At 61.3% G+C, this 15,897-nt stretch carries 10 protein-coding genes; 8 read left to right on the plus strand and 2 right to left on the minus strand.

What is annotated here, in order from left to right:
* Nucleotides 1–2: 2 nt before the first annotated feature.
* Nucleotides 3–428 carry a YciI family protein gene (locus ACEN8Q_RS05190; RefSeq protein WP_413424112.1) on the minus strand — a complete coding sequence of 142 codons (426 nt, stop codon included), beginning with the start codon at nt 426–428 and terminating at the stop codon, nt 3–5.
* Nucleotides 429–601: 173 nt separating this feature from the next.
* On the opposite strand from ACEN8Q_RS05190, the gene ACEN8Q_RS05195 reads away from it, so the two are divergent.
* The 8 genes from ACEN8Q_RS05195 to ACEN8Q_RS05230 all read left to right on the plus strand — a co-directional run bounded on the left by ACEN8Q_RS05195 (nt 602) and on the right by ACEN8Q_RS05230 (nt 14,266).
* Complete coding sequence (locus ACEN8Q_RS05195; protein ID WP_413424110.1) at nt 602–1,045, plus strand: SRPBCC family protein; 444 nt, start codon at nt 602–604, stop codon at nt 1,043–1,045.
* 163 nt (nt 1,046–1,208) lie between these two features.
* Nucleotides 1,209–1,709 (plus strand): thiol peroxidase, encoded by a 501-nt coding sequence (tpx, locus tag ACEN8Q_RS05200; RefSeq protein WP_413424108.1) that lies wholly within the window; start codon nt 1,209–1,211, stop codon nt 1,707–1,709.
* A 177-nt stretch (nt 1,710–1,886) separates the two neighbouring features.
* Nucleotides 1,887–3,203, plus strand: a complete 1,317-nt coding sequence (locus tag ACEN8Q_RS05205) for an MdtA/MuxA family multidrug efflux RND transporter periplasmic adaptor subunit (RefSeq protein WP_413704649.1) — start codon at nt 1,887–1,889, stop codon at nt 3,201–3,203.
* Nucleotides 3,200–6,295 carry an MdtB/MuxB family multidrug efflux RND transporter permease subunit gene (locus tag ACEN8Q_RS05210; RefSeq protein WP_413704650.1) on the plus strand — a complete coding sequence of 1,032 codons (3,096 nt, stop codon included), beginning with the start codon at nt 3,200–3,202 and terminating at the stop codon, nt 6,293–6,295. The genes ACEN8Q_RS05205 and ACEN8Q_RS05210 overlap by 4 nt, the downstream gene beginning before the upstream one ends.
* A 148-nt stretch (nt 6,296–6,443) precedes the next feature.
* A complete protein-coding gene (locus ACEN8Q_RS05215) occupies nt 6,444–9,551 on the plus strand; it encodes an efflux RND transporter permease subunit (RefSeq protein WP_413704651.1) in 3,108 nt (1,035 codons plus the stop codon).
* Nucleotides 9,548–11,029 (plus strand): efflux transporter outer membrane subunit, encoded by a 1,482-nt coding sequence (locus ACEN8Q_RS05220; RefSeq protein WP_413424100.1) that lies wholly within the window; start codon nt 9,548–9,550, stop codon nt 11,027–11,029. Before ACEN8Q_RS05215 ends, ACEN8Q_RS05220 begins: the two co-directional genes overlap by 4 nt.
* A 287-nt stretch (nt 11,030–11,316) precedes the next feature.
* Nucleotides 11,317–13,434: a putative bifunctional diguanylate cyclase/phosphodiesterase gene (locus tag ACEN8Q_RS05225; RefSeq protein ID WP_413704652.1), complete on the plus strand. Its 2,118-nt coding sequence runs from the start codon at nt 11,317–11,319 to the stop codon at nt 13,432–13,434.
* Between the two features lie 85 nt (nt 13,435–13,519).
* On the plus strand, nt 13,520–14,266 hold the full coding sequence (locus tag ACEN8Q_RS05230) for an SDR family oxidoreductase (RefSeq protein ID WP_057397634.1): 747 nt from the start codon (nt 13,520–13,522) through the stop codon (nt 14,264–14,266).
* Between the two features lie 121 nt (nt 14,267–14,387).
* On the opposite strand, the gene mapR is transcribed toward ACEN8Q_RS05230, so the two are convergent.
* The gene (gene mapR / locus ACEN8Q_RS05235; RefSeq protein ID WP_413704653.1) at nt 14,388–15,797 is read right to left on the minus strand and encodes a GntR family transcriptional regulator MpaR; all 1,410 of its coding nucleotides are present in this window, start codon (nt 15,795–15,797) and stop codon (nt 14,388–14,390) included.
* Nucleotides 15,798–15,897 lie beyond the last annotated feature (100 nt).

The following is a 15,897-nucleotide window of genomic DNA, read 5'->3' on the forward strand; positions in this document are numbered from 1 at the left end:
AATCAGCATTTCTTCCCCAGGCCGAACGCTCGTTCTTCCTGTTCACGTAGCTCCGGGGTGAGCTCGGCACCAAAATCTTCCATTTCAAACACCTGGCGAATCTCGATCTCGGCTTCGGTACCCGGCATCGGGTTGGGGCAGCGCTTGACCCATTCGATGGCTTCTTCTTTCGATTTCACCTGCCATAGCCAGAAGCCGGCGATCAGCTCCCTGGTTTCGATGAACGGGCCGTCAATCACCGTGCGCTTGTCGCCGGAGAAGCGCACGCGGGCGCCTTTGCTGCTGGGGTGCAGGCCTTCACCGGCGAGGAGGATGCCGGCCTTGGCCAGCTCCTCGTTGTAATTGCCCATGGCGGTCAGCAGTTCCTGGCTGGGCATTATTCCGGCTTCGGAATCCTGGCTGGCTTTGATGATGATCATGAATCGCATGGCTTTTCTCCATTGGGGGGTAAGTGAGTTACTTGATAGTCGAATGATCAGCGTCTGAATCGACAATTCTCTAAAAGAAAATCGCAACAAGTTTTCTGATAGCCCAAGGGGATGCATGGGGCTTTGGTGAGATGGTAGCCTGCGGGTCCCCGGCCAATGGATTGCCACCGCCCATGCCTGTCCTGGAACTCACGACTCTCATCCCCAACCGCTCACCTGAGCAAGTCCTCGACTTCTGCCTCGAAGGCGTGAATTTCCCGAAAATCTTCCCCGAACGCATCACGCCGCTGGGCGAAATCGACCTGAACAACCTGCGCATCGAAGCCGGTCGACAGTTTCGTTTCAGGCACTGGATGTTCAACGTTATTCCGTCGAACTGGACGGTGGTGATCCGTGAGGTCGGTGAGTGGCATTTCATCGACGAAATGCTCAACGGGCCGATGCGCGCCTTTCGTCATGAACATCGGGTCGCGGCGGGAGAGGGCGGTACGCTATACACCGATCGGGTGACGTATTCGGCGATTGGCGGCGCGCCAGTGGAGTGGTTGCTGGTCAATGGCTATATGCGCCGGATTTTCGAGGCGCGCCATTGCAATATGTTGCGGCTACTCAGATAACGCCTCTGCCACAGTGTCTTGTGGTGTGTGGGAGGGCACATGTATCCAATTTTGTGTGCCGATACATGACAATTTATGTTTGACCATAGGTCGTCGGACAATTTCGTGGTTAACTTCGGCCTCGTCAAAACTCTCTACAACAACGTTCAGAAGGACTCCGTTCATGGCTCAAGTCACTCTCAAAGGCACTCCGGTTCAAGTCAACGGCCAACTGCCACAAGCCGGTTCCAAGGCGCCAGCCTTTTCCCTGGTTGCCGGCAATCTGTCCGACGTCACCCTGAAAGACTTTGCCGGCAAGCGCAAAGTGCTGAACATCTTCCCAAGCGTTGACACCCCGACCTGCGCCAAGTCTGTACGCCAGTTCAACGCCCAGGCCAATGACGTCGCCAATACCGTTGTACTGTGCATCTCCGCTGACCTGCCGTTCGCCCAGGCGCGCTTCTGCGGTGCCGAAGGCCTGGAAAACGTACAGAACCTGTCGACCCTGCGCGGTGCCGAGTTCATCCAGAACTACGGCGTGGCTATCGCTGACGGCCCGCTCAAAGGCCTGACCGCCCGTGCCGTGGTGGTTCTGGACGAAAACGACAACGTGCTGCACAGCGAACTGGTTGGCGAAATCGCTGACGAGCCGAACTACGAAGCGGCACTTGCCGTTCTGAAGTAAGCCTGGCTTTACAATGTTTAACGGCCTGGCCCTGTCCAGGCCGTTTTCATTTGTGTTTCAGTGTCTTGGATATATCTCCTGCTACGTAAGCCAAAGGTAAATTGCCGGTAAAGGCGCTTTGCTTAAAACCCGCCAGTGCTTATCGTTCAGTCTCATGTAAAAAAGCCCACGCGCCCAATGGTTGGTCACTCAATGCAATCCTCCGCTTCCCGTAGTCCCCGTCGCTGGCTGTTCGGCCTGCTTGTCCTGTTGGTCATCGCCGCCTTGTGCTGGAAATTCTGGCCCAGCAGCGCTGCACCCAAGGAGGCAGCGGGGCAGAAAGCCGTCGCCGGGCATACCGGTCGATCGGGGGGGATGCGTCCGGGTTTCGGCGGGGCGTCCGGGCCGGTGCCGGTGCGAGTGGCTCCGGCAGTCACCGGTGACTTCCCGCTGTATTTCAAGGCGCTGGGCACGGTCACGGCGCTCAACACCATCAATGTCCGCAGCCGCGTCGGCGGTGAGTTGGTCAAGATCTATTTCGAAGAAGGGCAGATGGTCAAGGCTGGCGATCTGTTGGCGGAAATCGACCCGCGTCCTTACCAGAACGCCTTGCTTCAGGCCGAAGGCACCTTGCTGCAGAATCAGGCGCAGTTGAAAAACGCCCAGGTCGACGTCGAGCGCTATCGCGGCCTGTACCGCGAAGACAGTATTGCCAAACAGACCCTGGACACCGCCGAAGCACTGGTCGGTCAGTTCCAGGGCACGGTCAAGACCAATCAGGCAGCGGTCAACGACGCCAGGCTCAACCTCGAATTCACCAGGATCCGCGCACCGATCACCGGTCGCGTCGGCCTGCGTCAACTGGACGTCGGCAACCTGGTAGCCGCCAACGACACCACCGCATTGGCGATCATCACCCAGACCCAGCCGATCAGCGTGGCCTTCACCCTCCCGGAAAACAGCCTCGACACCGTGCTTGCCCGTTATCGCAGCGGCGCCAAATTGCCAGCTGAAGCCTGGGATCGCGGTGATACCAAATTACAGGCCACTGGCGTGCTGCAGAGCCTGGATAACCAGATCGACGTCACCACCGGCACCCTGAAATTCAAGGCCCGCTACGAGAACCGCGATCAGTCGCTATTCCCCAACCAGTTCGTCAACGTGCGCCTGTTGGCCGACACCCTAAAAGGCGTAGTGCTCGCGCCTTCCGCCGCGATCCAGTTCGGCACCAACGGCACGTTCGTCTATGCCCTGGACGGTGACAAGAAGGTCAAGATCCGTCAGTTGAAAGTCGGCGCCAGCGATGGCCTGAACACTGTGGTCACCGAAGGCCTGTCGGCGGGTGACCGGGTTGTTCTGGAAGGTACCGACCGCCTGAAGGACGGCAGTGACGTGGAGGTGGTCAACGACAGTCAGGATGTGCCGGCCACACCGACCGAAAACCTGCAAGGCAAGTCGGCGGCCGACGCGGCTGAGCCCGCGACCACTGACAAGGCGAAAAAGGGCGGCGCATGAATCTCTCGCGGCTGTTCATCCTTCGCCCGGTAGCCACCACGCTGAGCATGCTGGCCATTATTCTGGCCGGTGTGATCGCTTATCGGCTGCTGCCGGTTTCGGCGCTGCCTCAGGTCGATTACCCGACCATTCGTGTCATGACCCTGTATCCCGGCGCCAGTCCGGATGTCATGACCAGCGCGGTAACCGCGCCGCTTGAACGGCAGTTCGGGCAGATGCCCGGCCTGACGCAAATGGCCTCGACCAGTTCGGGCGGTGCCTCGGTGCTGACCCTGCGTTTCAGCCTCGACATCAACATGGACGTCGCCGAGCAACAGGTGCAAGCCGCGATCAACGCCGCCACCAACCTGTTGCCCAAGGACTTGCCGGCACCGCCGGTGTACAACAAGGTCAACCCGGCCGATACACCGGTGCTGACGCTGGCCATCACCTCCAGGACCATGCTGCTGCCCAAACTCAACGATCTGGTCGATACGCGCATGGCGCAGAAAATCGCGCAGATCAGCGGTGTCGGCATGGTCAGCATTGCCGGCGGCCAGCGCCAGGCCGTGCGGATCAAGGTCAACCCCGAGGCCCTGGCGGCCAACGGCTTGAACCTGTCGGATGTGCGCACGCTGATCGGCGCGTCCAACGTCAACCAGCCCAAAGGCAACTTCGACGGCCCGACCCGGGTCTCGATGCTCGATGCCAACGATCAGCTGACGTCGCCCAAGGACTACGCCAACCTGATTCTGGCCTACGCCAACGGCGCGCCGTTGCGGCTCAAGGACGTCGCGGAAATCGTCGACGGCGCCGAGAACGAGCGGCTCGCTGCGTGGGCCAACGAGAACCAGGCGGTACTGCTGAACATCCAGCGTCAGCCCGGCGCCAACGTGATCGAGGTGGTGGACCGGATCAAGGCCCTGCTGCCGAGCATCACCGATAACCTGCCGGCCGGCCTCGACGTGGTGGTGCTGACCGACCGTACCCAGACCATCCGCGCCTCGGTCAAGGACGTGCAGCACGAGTTGCTGATCGCCATCGCCCTGGTGGTCATGGTCACCTTCCTGTTCCTGCGTCGCGCCAGCGCCACGATCATTCCGTCGGTCGCCGTGCCGCTGTCGCTGATCGGTACGTTCGGCGTGATGTACCTGGCAGGGTTCTCGGTCAATAACCTGACCCTGATGGCCCTGACCATCGCCACCGGTTTCGTGGTGGACGATGCGATCGTCATGCTGGAGAACATTGCGCGTTATATCGAGGAGGGCGACAGTCCGCTGAACGCGGCGCTCAAGGGCGCCAAGCAGATCGGTTTCACCTTGATCTCCCTGACGTTGTCATTGATTGCGGTGCTGATCCCGCTGCTGTTCATGGCGGATGTGGTCGGGCGGTTGTTCCGCGAGTTCGCCATCACACTCGCGGTGGCAATCCTGATTTCCCTGGTGGTTTCCCTGACCCTGACGCCGATGATGTGCGCGCGGTTGCTCAAGCGTGAACCTGAAGAAGCCGAGCAGGGCCGTTTCTACCGTGCCAGCGGTGCGTTCATCGACTGGATGATCGCCGCCTACGGGCGCAAGTTGCAGTGGGTGCTCAAGCACCAGCCGCTGACCTTGATGGTGGCCGTTGGCACTTTGGTGCTGACGGTACTCCTGTACCTGGCGGTGCCCAAGGGGTTCTTCCCGGTGCAGGACACCGGCGTTATCCAGGGCATTTCCGAAGCCCCGCAATCGATTTCCTTCGCGGCCATGAGCGAGCGCCAGCAGGAACTGGCCAAGGTCATTCTGGCCGACCCGGCCGTCGAGAGCCTGTCCTCCTACATTGGCGTGGATGGCGACAATTCGACCCTCAACAGCGGTCGGTTGCTGATCAACCTCAAGTCGCACCACGACCGCGACCTGAGCGCAACGCAAGTGATTGCCCGCTTGCAACCGGAGCTGGACAAACTGGTGGGCATCCGCCTGTTCATGCAGCCGGTGCAGGACCTGACCATTGAAGACCGGGTCAGCCGCACGCAGTACCAGTTCAGCATGTCGTCGCCGGATTCGGAGTTGCTGAGCCTGTGGAGCGGGCGTCTGGTCGAAGCCTTGGCCGACCGGCCCGAACTGACCGACGTTGCCAGCGATTTGCAGGACAAGGGCTTGCAGGTCTATCTGGTGATCGACCGCGATGCGGCGTCGCGGGTCGGGGTGTCGGTGTCGAATATCACCGATGCCTTGTACGACGCCTTCGGCCAACGGCAGATATCCACCATCTACACCCAGGCCAGCCAGTACCGCGTGGTGCTGCAATCGCAGTCCGGCGAGAAGATCGGCCCGGATGCGTTGAACCAGATTCACGTCAAGACCACCGATGGCGGTCAGGTGCGGTTGTCCAGCCTGGCGCATATCGAGGAGCGCCAGGCGCAACTGGCGATCACCCACATCGGCCAGTTCCCGGCGGTGATGATGTCGTTCAACCTGGCACCCGGCGTGGCGCTGGGGCATGCGGTGCAGATCATCGAGCAGGTGCAGAAGGACATCGGCATGCCGATTGGCGTGCAGACCCAGTTCCAGGGCGCGGCGCAGGCGTTCCAGGCCTCGTTGTCGAGCACGCTTTTGCTGATTCTGGCGGCGGTGGTGACCATGTACATCGTGCTGGGGGTGCTCTATGAGAGCTACATCCACCCGATCACCATTCTGTCGACCTTGCCTTCGGCAGCGGTGGGCGCCTTGCTGGCGTTGATCCTGAGCGGCAATGACCTGGGCATGATCGCGATCATCGGCATCATTCTGCTGATCGGCATCGTGAAGAAGAACGCGATCATGATGATCGACTTCGCCCTCGACGCCGAGCGCAATCAGGGCATGGACCCGCAGACGGCGATCTACCAGGCGGCTTTGCTGCGTTTCCGGCCGATCCTGATGACCACCCTGGCGGCCTTGTTCGGTGCCGTGCCGTTGATGCTGGCCACCGGATCCGGCGCGGAACTGCGCCAGCCGCTGGGTCTGGTGATGGTCGGCGGCCTGTTGCTCAGCCAGGTTCTGACGCTGTTCACCACGCCTGTGATCTACCTGTACTTCGACCGTCTCGGTCGGCGCTTTGGCAAGACGGGCGCTCAGGAGACGGCGGTATGACGGCATGCATGATCTGTGGGAGCGGGCTTGCTCGCGAAGGCGTCCGGTCAGTCGACAGGGATGTTGAATGCAAGGCTCTCTTCGCGAGCAAGCCCGCTCCCACAGGGGGGCAGCAGGGCTCGTGGGTTGGTGCCGGGGGCAATCATCGATGAATCTTTCCGGACCTTTCATCAAGCGCCCGGTCGCGACCATGCTGCTGAGCCTGGCGATCATGTTGCTGGGCGGCGTGAGCTTCGGCCTGTTGCCCGTATCGCCGCTGCCGCAAATGGACTTTCCGGTGATCGTGGTCCAGGCCAGCCTGCCCGGGGCCAGCCCCGAGGTGATGGCGTCAACGGTGGCCACGCCGCTGGAGCGTTCCTTTGGCGCCATCGCCGGGGTCAACACCATGAGCAGCCGGTCCAGCCAGGGCTCGACCCGGGTGATCCTGCAATTCGACCTGGACCGCGACATCAACGGCGCGGCGCGGGAAGTGCAGGCGGCCATCAACGCCTCGCGCAACCTGCTGCCGAGCGGGATGCGCAGCATGCCCACCTACAAGAAGGTCAACCCGTCCCAGGCGCCAATCATGGTGCTGTCGCTGACCTCGGATGTGCTGGAAAAGGGCCAGCTCTATGACCTGGCCTCGACGATTTTGTCCCAGAGCCTGTCCCAGGTGCAGGGCGTCGGCGAGGTGCAGATCGGCGGCAGTTCCCTGCCGGCAGTACGTATCGAGCTCGAACCGCAGTCGCTGAACCAGTACGGCGTGGCCCTGGACGATGTGCGCAACACCATCGCCAATGCCAATGTGCGCCGGCCCAAGGGCTCGGTGGAAGACGATCAACGACTGTGGCAGGTCCAGGCCAACGACCAGTTGGAAAAAGCCAAGGACTACGAATCGCTGATCATCCACTACAACGGCGGCGCGGCCCTGCGCCTGAAGGATGTGGCGAAGGTCAGCGATGGCGTCGAGGACCGCTACAACAGCGGTTTCTTCAACGACGATGCGGCCGTGCTGCTGGTGATCAACCGGCAGGCCGGCGCCAACATCATCGAGACGGTCAACGAGATCAAGGCTCAGTTGCCGGCGTTGCAGGCGGTGCTGCCGGCCAGCGTCAAGCTGAACCTGGCCATGGACCGCTCGCCCGTCATCAAGGCCACGCTGCACGAAGCGGAAATGACCCTGCTGATCGCCGTGGCGCTGGTGATTCTGGTGGTGTTCCTGTTCCTCGGTAACTTCCGCGCCTCGTTGATCCCGACCCTGGCTGTGCCGGTGTCGCTGGTCGGCACCTTTGCGGTGATGTACCTCTACGGGTTTTCGCTGAACAACCTGTCGCTGATGGCGCTGATTCTGGCCACCGGGCTGGTGGTGGACGATGCCATCGTGGTGCTGGAGAACATCTCCCGGCACATCGACAAAGGCGTACGACCGATGAGGGCCGCGTACCTCGGTGCCCAGGAAGTCGGTTTTACCTTGTTGTCGATGAACGTATCGCTGGTGGCGGTGTTCCTGTCGATCCTGTTCATGGGCGGGATCATTGAAAGCCTGTTCCGCGAATTCTCCATCACCCTGGCGGCGGCCATCGTGGTCTCGCTGCTGGTCTCCCTGACCCTGACCCCGATGCTCTGCGCACGCTGGCTCAAGCCACATACGCCCGGGAAGGAGAACCGCCTGCAACGCTGGAGCCAGCGAAGCAACGACTGGATGGTCGGCAAATACGCCACCAGCCTCGACTGGGTGCTGCGCCACAAGCGTCTGACCTTGCTCAGTCTATTCGTGACAATTGGTGTGAACATTGCGCTGTATATTGTTGTTCCTAAAACGTTTTTACCGCAACAAGATACCGGCCAACTGATCGGTTTCGTGCGCGGCGACGACGGCCTGTCGTTCAGTGTGATGCAGCCGAAGATGGAGATTTTCCGCCGGGCCGTGTTGAAGGATGAGGCGGTAGAAAGCGTCGCCGGGTTCATCGGCGGCACCAACGGCACCAACAACGCCTTCATGCTGGTGCGCCTGAAGCCGATCAAGGCACGCAACATTTCCGCGCAGAAAGTCATCGAACGCCTGCGCAAGGAAATGCCCAAGGTCCCCGGTGCACAACTGATGCTCATGGCGGACCAGGACCTGCAATTCGGTGGCGGTCGTGAACAGACTACCTCGCAATACTCGTACATCCTGCAAAGCGGGGATCTCGGGGCGTTGCGCGAGTGGTATCCGAAAGTCGTCACCGCGCTCAGGGCCTTGCCGGAGCTGACGGCGATCGATGCACGGGAAGGCCGGGGCGCCCGGCAGGTGACCCTGATCGTCGACCGTGACCAGGCCAAGCGCCTCGGTGTCGACATGGAGATGGTCACGGCGGTGCTGAACAACGCCTACAGCCAGCGGCAGATTTCGACCATCTACGACAGCCTCAACCAGTATCAGGTGGTGATGGAGGTCAACCCGAAGTACGCCCAGGACCCGATCACCCTCAAGCAGGTCCAGGTGATCACCGCTGACGGCGCGCGGATCCCGCTGTCGACCATCGCGCATTACGAGAACAGTCTGGAAAACGACCGGGTCAGCCACGAAGGCCAGTTTGCTTCGGAAAGCATTGCCTTCGACATGGCCGAAGGCGTGACCGTGGAGCAGGGCGGTGCCGCCATCGAGCGGGCGATTGCCAAGGTCGGCCTGCCGGAAGACGTGATCGCGAAAATGGCCGGCACCGCCGACGCTTTCGCAGCGACTCAGAAAAGTCAGCCGTGGATGATTCTGGGGGCGCTGGTGGCGGTGTATCTGGTGCTGGGTGTGCTGTACGAAAGCTACATTCATCCGCTGACCATCCTGTCCACGTTGCCGTCGGCCGGGGTCGGCGCGTTGCTGTCGATCTATGCGCTGGGCGGCGAGTTCAGCCTGATTTCCTTGCTTGGGCTGTTTCTGTTGATCGGCGTGGTGAAGAAAAACGCCATTTTGATGATTGACCTGGCGTTGCAACTGGAGCGTCAACAGGGCATGGCGCCGCTGGAGTCGATTCGCAACGCCTGCCTGCAACGTTTGCGACCTATCCTGATGACCACCCTGGCGGCGATCCTCGGTGCCTTGCCGTTGTTGCTGAGCCGCGCCGAAGGGGCGGAAATGCGCCAGCCGCTGGGCCTGACCATCATTGGCGGGCTGATCTTCAGCCAGGTGCTGACGCTTTACACCACCCCGGTGGTTTACCTCTATCTCGACAAACTGCGCCATCGCTTCAATAAATGGCGTGGGGTGCGTACCGATGCCGCTCTGGAAACTCCGCTATGACTGAACGTTCGCTTTTCAACCTGGCTGCACCGCTGATCACGGCCCGGGGCTCGCGTCTGTTGAGCCTGTCACTGTGTGTGGCGATGCTCAGTGCCTGCGCCATCGGCCCGGATTACCAGCGCCCGCAAACCGCTGAGCCGGCGCAGTACAAGGCTGCAGAGGGCTGGCGCCAGGCCAACCCGAGCGATGCCCTGGCGCGCGGCGCGTGGTGGGAGTTGTATGGCGACCGGCAGCTCAATGACCTGATCGAAAAACTCAACAGTTCCAACCAGACCGTCGCCCAGTCCGAAGCGCAGTACCGGCAGGCCCAGGCCTTGGTACGCAGCGCTCGCGGGGCGTTTTTCCCGACGGTCGACCTGAACGTCAGCAAGAACCGTTCAAGCCAGGGCACCGGCAGCAGCAGCTCCAGTCTGAGCAGTTCATCCAGCGGTATTCGCAACACCTACTCGGCGCAGGTGGGTGTCAGTTGGGAGGCCGATGTATGGGGCAAGCTGCGCCGCGGCCTCGAAGCCGATACCGCGAATGCCCAGGCCAGCTTTGCCGATCTGGCGGCGATGCGCCTGAGCCAGCAGTCGGAACTGGTGCAGAACTACCTGCAATTGCGCGTGATCGATGGCCAGAAGCGCCTGCTCCAGGACACGGTCGAGGCTTATCAGCGATCGCTGAAGATGACCGAGAACCAGTACCGTGCCGGCGTATCCGGCAAGGACGCGGTGGCCCAGGCCCAGACGCAGCTCAAGAGCACCGAAGCGGATATGGTCGACCTGATCTGGCAACGCGCCCAGTTCGAGAACGCCATCGCCGTGTTGATCGGCTTGCCGCCAGCGGAGTTCAGCCTGGCGGAAAGCCAGGACATTCCGCAGTTGCCGCAAGTACCGCCAGCGCTGCCTTCGCAGTTGCTGGAGCGTCGCCCGGACATCGCTTCCGCCGAGCGCTCGGTGATGGCCGCCAATGCCAACATCGGTGTGGCCAAGGCCGCCTATTACCCTGACCTGACATTGAACATGAACGGAGGTTACAGCAGCAGTACCTATGCCAACTGGATCAGCCTGCCGAACCGTTTCTGGTCGGTTGGGCCGCAGTTGGCCATGACCCTGTTCGACGGCGGACAGCGCTCGGCAGAGGTCGACCGCAGTGAGGCGGCCTATGACGAAACGGTGGCCAAGTACCGCCAGACCGTGCTGGATGGATTCCGCGAAGTGGAAAACTTCCTGGTGCAGCTCAAGGTGCTTCAGGACGAAGCCGTGGTGCGCCAACAGGCACTGGACGCCGCCCGTGAATCGCTGCGCCTGACCCAGAACCAGTACAAGGCCGGTTTGATCGCATACATCGATGTGGTGGTGACCCAGGCGGCGGCGCTGAGCAATGAGCGCAGCAACCTGGACCTGTTGCAAAGCCGCCTGATTGCCAGCGTGCAATTGATTGCCGCGTTGGGGGGTGGTTGGGACGGGCAGCTTCAGGTGAGCGATAGCCAGTAGCGTCGTCGTTGAACGCTGCAATCCCTGTAGGAGCTGGCTTGCCAGCGAAGGCAGTGTGTCAGGCGACAACAATGCTGGACCTGATGACCTCTTCGCTGGCAAGCCAGCTCCTACAGGGTTTTTCGCTCGATTAGAGTTAATGTTTAACCTTAAAACAAGCGTTTCATCGGGCTGATGGCCTTTTGCTAATTTTGTGAGTGCGTTCTCAATCGGAATCAGTACAATCGCCGCATTTGCCCCCCAGCGAGAATCAATACCATTAAAGGGGGCATTCGCGAGAAGTCCCCATGCTCATCGGTAGCTATTCCCCCACCCTGGTCATCATTTCCCTCTGCGTAGCGATTCTCGCCTCATACACCGCACTCGACCTGACCGGACGCATTGCCACGGCCAAAGGCCGCGCCGTGCATTTGTGGACCGCAGGCGGGGCCGTTGCCATGGGCATCGGCATCTGGTCGATGCACTTTATCGGCATGCTCGCGTTCAAGTTGCCGATCGACCTGGGGTACGACGGCGCGATCACCCTGTTGTCGCTGCTGATCGGAGTACTCTCCAGTGGTTTTGCGCTGTGGCTGGTCAGCCAACCGCAATTGCCGGCCTGGCAACTGGCCTTTGGCGCGTTGGTCATGGGCGCCGGCATCAGCGCGATGCACTACACCGGCATGGCCGCCATGCGCATGCAACCGGGCATCGACTACGATCCGACGCTATTTGGCGCCTCGCTTCTGATCGCGGTCGGTGCATCGGGCGCGGCATTGTGGATCGCATTCCATTTGCGCCAGCACACGCCTTATGTCCGACTGATCCGTGGCGGGGCCGCCGTGATCATGGGTGTCGCCATCGTCGGCATGCACTACACCGGGATGGCCGCCGCACGCTTTGCCGATGGCAGTTTTTGCGGGGCGGCAGTCAATGGCCTGACCGGCAATGGCCTGGACAACCTGGTGCTGGTCACCACGCTGGCGGTGCTGAGCATTGCCTTGCTGACCTCGATCCTCGATGCTCGCCTGGAAGCCCGCACCGCGAGCCTGGCGCAGTCGCTGACGGAGGCCAACCGGGAACTGACCCAACTGGCCCTGCACGACACCCTGACCGGGTTGCCGAACCGGATGCTGCTCGCCGATCGAATCGATCAGGCGATGTCGCGAGTCCGGGAAGAGGGTGGCTGCTTTGCCCTGATGTTCATCGATCTGGACGGCTTCAAACCGGTCAACGATGCCTTTGGCCACCACATGGGTGATCTGCTGTTGCGCGAAGTGGCCCAGCGCCTGCGCGAAGACTTGCGCAGCCAGGACACCCTGGCGCGGATCGGTGGCGATGAGTTCGTGTTGCTGGTGCAGTTGAGTGAACAGATCGATGCCTTGAACCTGGCGGCCCGTCAGGTTGGGTTGATTGCGGGTGTGTTCCGGGTTGCCGAACATGATTTGCACATTTCAGCCAGCGTCGGCATTGCGCTCTACCCGGGTAACGGGCAGTCCGCCGACGAATTGCTGATGAACGCCGACGCGGCGATGTATCACGCCAAGGGGGCGGGCAAAAACGGCTACAGCTTTTTCGATGTCTCGATGAACAGCAATGCCCGCAAACAGCTGCAATTGCTGCAGGACTTGCGCAACGCCGTGGAACATCAGGAGTTCAGCCTGCATTACCAGCCCAAGTTCGACGCTGCCAATGGCCGGCCGGTGGGCGCCGAAGCCTTGCTGCGCTGGGAGCATCCGACGCACGGGATGCTGTTGCCGGACAAATTCATCGAGCTGGCGGAAAAGACCGGGCTGATCATTCCGATTGGCGAGTGGGTGCTCAACGAAGCGTGCCGGCAGATGCGCGAGTGGTACGTGCTGGGCTACACCGACTGGCGCATCGCGGTGAACCTTTCGGCCATTCAGTTTTGCCATTCCGGGCTGGTCCAGAGCGTCGCCAAGGCCCTGGCGACTCATCATTTGCCGGCCAACAGCCTGACCCTGGAAATCACTGAAACCACCGCCATGAGCGATGCCGATGCGAGCATGACAGTGCTTCAGGAACTGTCGGAAATGGGCGTCGACCTGTCCATCGACGATTTTGGCACTGGCTATTCGAGTCTGATGTACCTCAAGCGCCTGCCGGCCAACGAGCTGAAGATCGACCGTGGTTTCGTCCGCGACCTGGAGCACGACAGCGATGACGCCGCCATCGTTTCGGCCATCGTGGCCCTCGGCCAGGCGCTGGGGCTGCGCATCGTCGCCGAAGGTGTGGAGACGGGTGTGCAGCAGGATTTCCTGACGCAACTCGGTTGCGATTCGTTGCAGGGTTACCTGCTGGGGCATCCGCTGCCGGCTGCAGGTTTCATGGTGGAAATCCATCGCGGGGAGCAATTGGTCGAGCAGTTGAAAGCTGGTGCCGAGCGCGAAATGTCGATGACATGACAGCTGATGTGTAGCCATGCAAAAACCGCCAATGGCGGTTATTCTTGCCCCGACCGCTTAAGCTTTGAATTGGGGGAAAGCTCGCATGGACAAAGTCATCGTCATCACCGGCGGCAGCCGCGGCATTGGTGCCGCCACCGCCCTGTTGGCCGCCGCGCAGGGCTATCGGATCTGCATCAACTACCAGGCTGATGAACAGGCTGCACTTGGTGTGCTGGAGCAAGTCCGCGCCCTCGGTGCGCAAGCCATTGCAGTTCGGGCCGACGTCAGCATCGAAGACGAAGTCATCGCGCTGTTCAATCGGGTAGACAGTGAACTGGGCCGGGTCACCGCGCTGGTGAACAACGCCGGCACCGTCGGACAAAAGTCCCGGGTCGACGAAATGTCCGAGTTCCGCATTCTCAAAATCATGAAAACCAACGTCCTGGCGCCGATCCTCTGCGCCAAGCACGCGATCCTGCGCATGTCGCCCAAGCACGGCGGGCAGGGCGGCAGCATCGTCAACGTGTCCTCGGTGGCCGCGCGTTTGGGCTCGCCCAACGAGTATGTCGACTACGCCGCCTCCAAAGGCGCGCTGGACACCTTCACCATCGGCCTGTCCAAGGAAGTGGCAGGCGAGGGTATTCGCGTCAACGCCGTGCGCCCCGGCTACATCCATACCGATTTCCATGCCTTGAGCGGTGATCCGGATCGGGTCAGCAAACTGGAATCGGCGATTCCGATGGCGCGGGGCGGGCGTCCGGATGAAGTGGCGGAGGCGATTGTGTGGTTGCTGTCGGATAAGGCTTCTTATGCGACGGGGACGTTTGTGGATCTGGGGGGCGGGCGTTGATCCGAGGTTTGCGTTGTCGGTTCTGGCCTCTTCGCGAGCAAGCCCGCTCCCACATGGACAATGCAATACCTGTGGGAGCGGGCTTGCTCGCGAAGGCAATAGTGCAGGCAACATCCAACTATCAAAACGACCGCACAATCCGCCCCAACGTCTCCATCGCCTTTTCCGCAGCCTCATCCCACGGGCTGCCGTAATTCAACCGAATACAATTCCGGAACCGCTGCGCCGGGGAAAAGATCGGCCCCGGTGCAATGCTGATGCCTTGCGCCAGTGCCATCTGAAACAACTTCAGCGAATCCATCTGCTCCGGCAATTCCAGCCATAAAAAGTACCCGCCCGCTGGCTGGCTTACCCGCGTTTGTGCCGGGAAATACCGGGCGATGGCGGCGAGCATGGCACTCTGTTGGTCTTCCAGCGCGTGGCGCAGTTTGCGCAGGTGCCGGTCGTAGCCCCCGTGTTGCAGGTAATCGGCGATTGCCGCCTGTGCCGGCATCGACGCGCACAGCGAGGTCATGAGTTTCAGCCGTTCGATTTTCTGCGCATAACGCCCGGCGGCGACCCAGCCAATGCGGTAACCGGGGGCCAGGCTCTTGGCGAACGAGCCGCAATGCATCACCAGGCCTTCGGTATCAAAGGCCTTGGCCGGTTTCGGAGCCTGTTGACCGTAATACAGCTCGGCGTAGACATCGTCTTCGATCAGCGGCACTTGATGGCGGCGCAGCAGTTCCACGAGCTGCTGTTTCTTTGTCTCGGGCAGGGTTGCGCCCATGGGGTTCTGGAAGCTGGTCATGCACCAGCAGGCCTTGACCGGATACCGCTCCAGAGTTTGTTCGAGCACGCCGAGGTCGATGCCATCGCGCGGGTGCACCGGGATTTCCACGGCTTTGAGTTTCAGCCGTTCAAGCACCTGCAGGCAGGCGTAGAACGCCGGGGCTTCGATGGCCACCAGATCGCCGGGCTCTGTCACCGCTTGCAGGCACAGGTTGAGGGCTTCCAGCGCGCCGTTGGTGATCAGCAGTTCTTCCATGGGCAGCATCAGCCCGCCGACCATGTAGCGCAGGGCGATTTGCCGACGCAGCTGCGGGTTGCCCGGCGACATGTCGGTGACGACCATGCGAGGGTCCATTTCGCGGCTGGCGCTGGCCAGGGAGCGCGACAGGCGTTGCAGGGGAAACAGTGTCGGGCTGGGGAACGCCGAACCGAAGGGCACGGTGTTCGGGTCCTTGATCGAGTCGAGCACCGAGAACACCAGTTCGCTGACGTCGACTTCGGTGGACTCGTTGACCTGATTGCTGATCTCCGGTTCGGAAAACGGCCGTGGCGCATGGGCATTGACGAAGTAGCCGGAGCGCGGACGGGCGCGGATCAGCCCGCGACGTTCCAGCAGGTAGTAGGCCTGGAACACCGTCGACGGGCTGACACCGTAGGTCTGGCTGGCGTAGCGCACCGACGGCACACGCTGGCCCGGGCCGAGGACGCCGGTGCGGATCAGTTCTGCAATGTCGTCGGCGAATTTTTCGTAGCGTTTCATCGTTAGCCCGGATTGGTGTCATTCAGAAAAAACGAGGTGACTTCTTCGCGAGCAAGTCGAATCGTCGCACCGCCGCTCCCACATTGGATTTGTGAACACT

The sequence above is a fragment of the Pseudomonas sp. Pseusp16 genome, from assembly GCF_047324915.1.
GTDB lineage: Bacteria > Pseudomonadota > Gammaproteobacteria > Pseudomonadales > Pseudomonadaceae > Aquipseudomonas > Aquipseudomonas fluorescens_CD.

Bases quoted from the DNA above. Each gene is read 5' to 3' on its own strand.
- ACEN8Q_RS05230 (WP_057397634.1), top strand. From the start codon at position 13,520: ATGGACAAAGTCATCGTCATCACCGGCGGCAGCCGCGGCATTGGTGCC.
- ACEN8Q_RS05220 (WP_413424100.1), top strand. From the start codon at position 9,548: ATGACTGAACGTTCGCTTTTCAACCTGGCTGCACCGCTGATCACGGCC.
- ACEN8Q_RS05210 (WP_413704650.1), top strand. From the start codon at position 3,200: ATGAATCTCTCGCGGCTGTTCATCCTTCGCCCGGTAGCCACCACGCTG.
- ACEN8Q_RS05215 (WP_413704651.1), top strand. From the start codon at position 6,444: ATGAATCTTTCCGGACCTTTCATCAAGCGCCCGGTCGCGACCATGCTG.
- ACEN8Q_RS05190 (WP_413424112.1), bottom strand. From the start codon at position 428: ATGCGATTCATGATCATCATCAAAGCCAGCCAGGATTCCGAAGCCGGA.
- ACEN8Q_RS05195 (WP_413424110.1), top strand. From the start codon at position 602: ATGCCTGTCCTGGAACTCACGACTCTCATCCCCAACCGCTCACCTGAG.
- mapR (WP_413704653.1), bottom strand. From the start codon at position 15,797: ATGAAACGCTACGAAAAATTCGCCGACGACATTGCAGAACTGATCCGC.
- tpx (WP_413424108.1), top strand. From the start codon at position 1,209: ATGGCTCAAGTCACTCTCAAAGGCACTCCGGTTCAAGTCAACGGCCAA.
- ACEN8Q_RS05225 (WP_413704652.1), top strand. From the start codon at position 11,317: ATGCTCATCGGTAGCTATTCCCCCACCCTGGTCATCATTTCCCTCTGC.
- ACEN8Q_RS05205 (WP_413704649.1), top strand. From the start codon at position 1,887: ATGGTTGGTCACTCAATGCAATCCTCCGCTTCCCGTAGTCCCCGTCGC.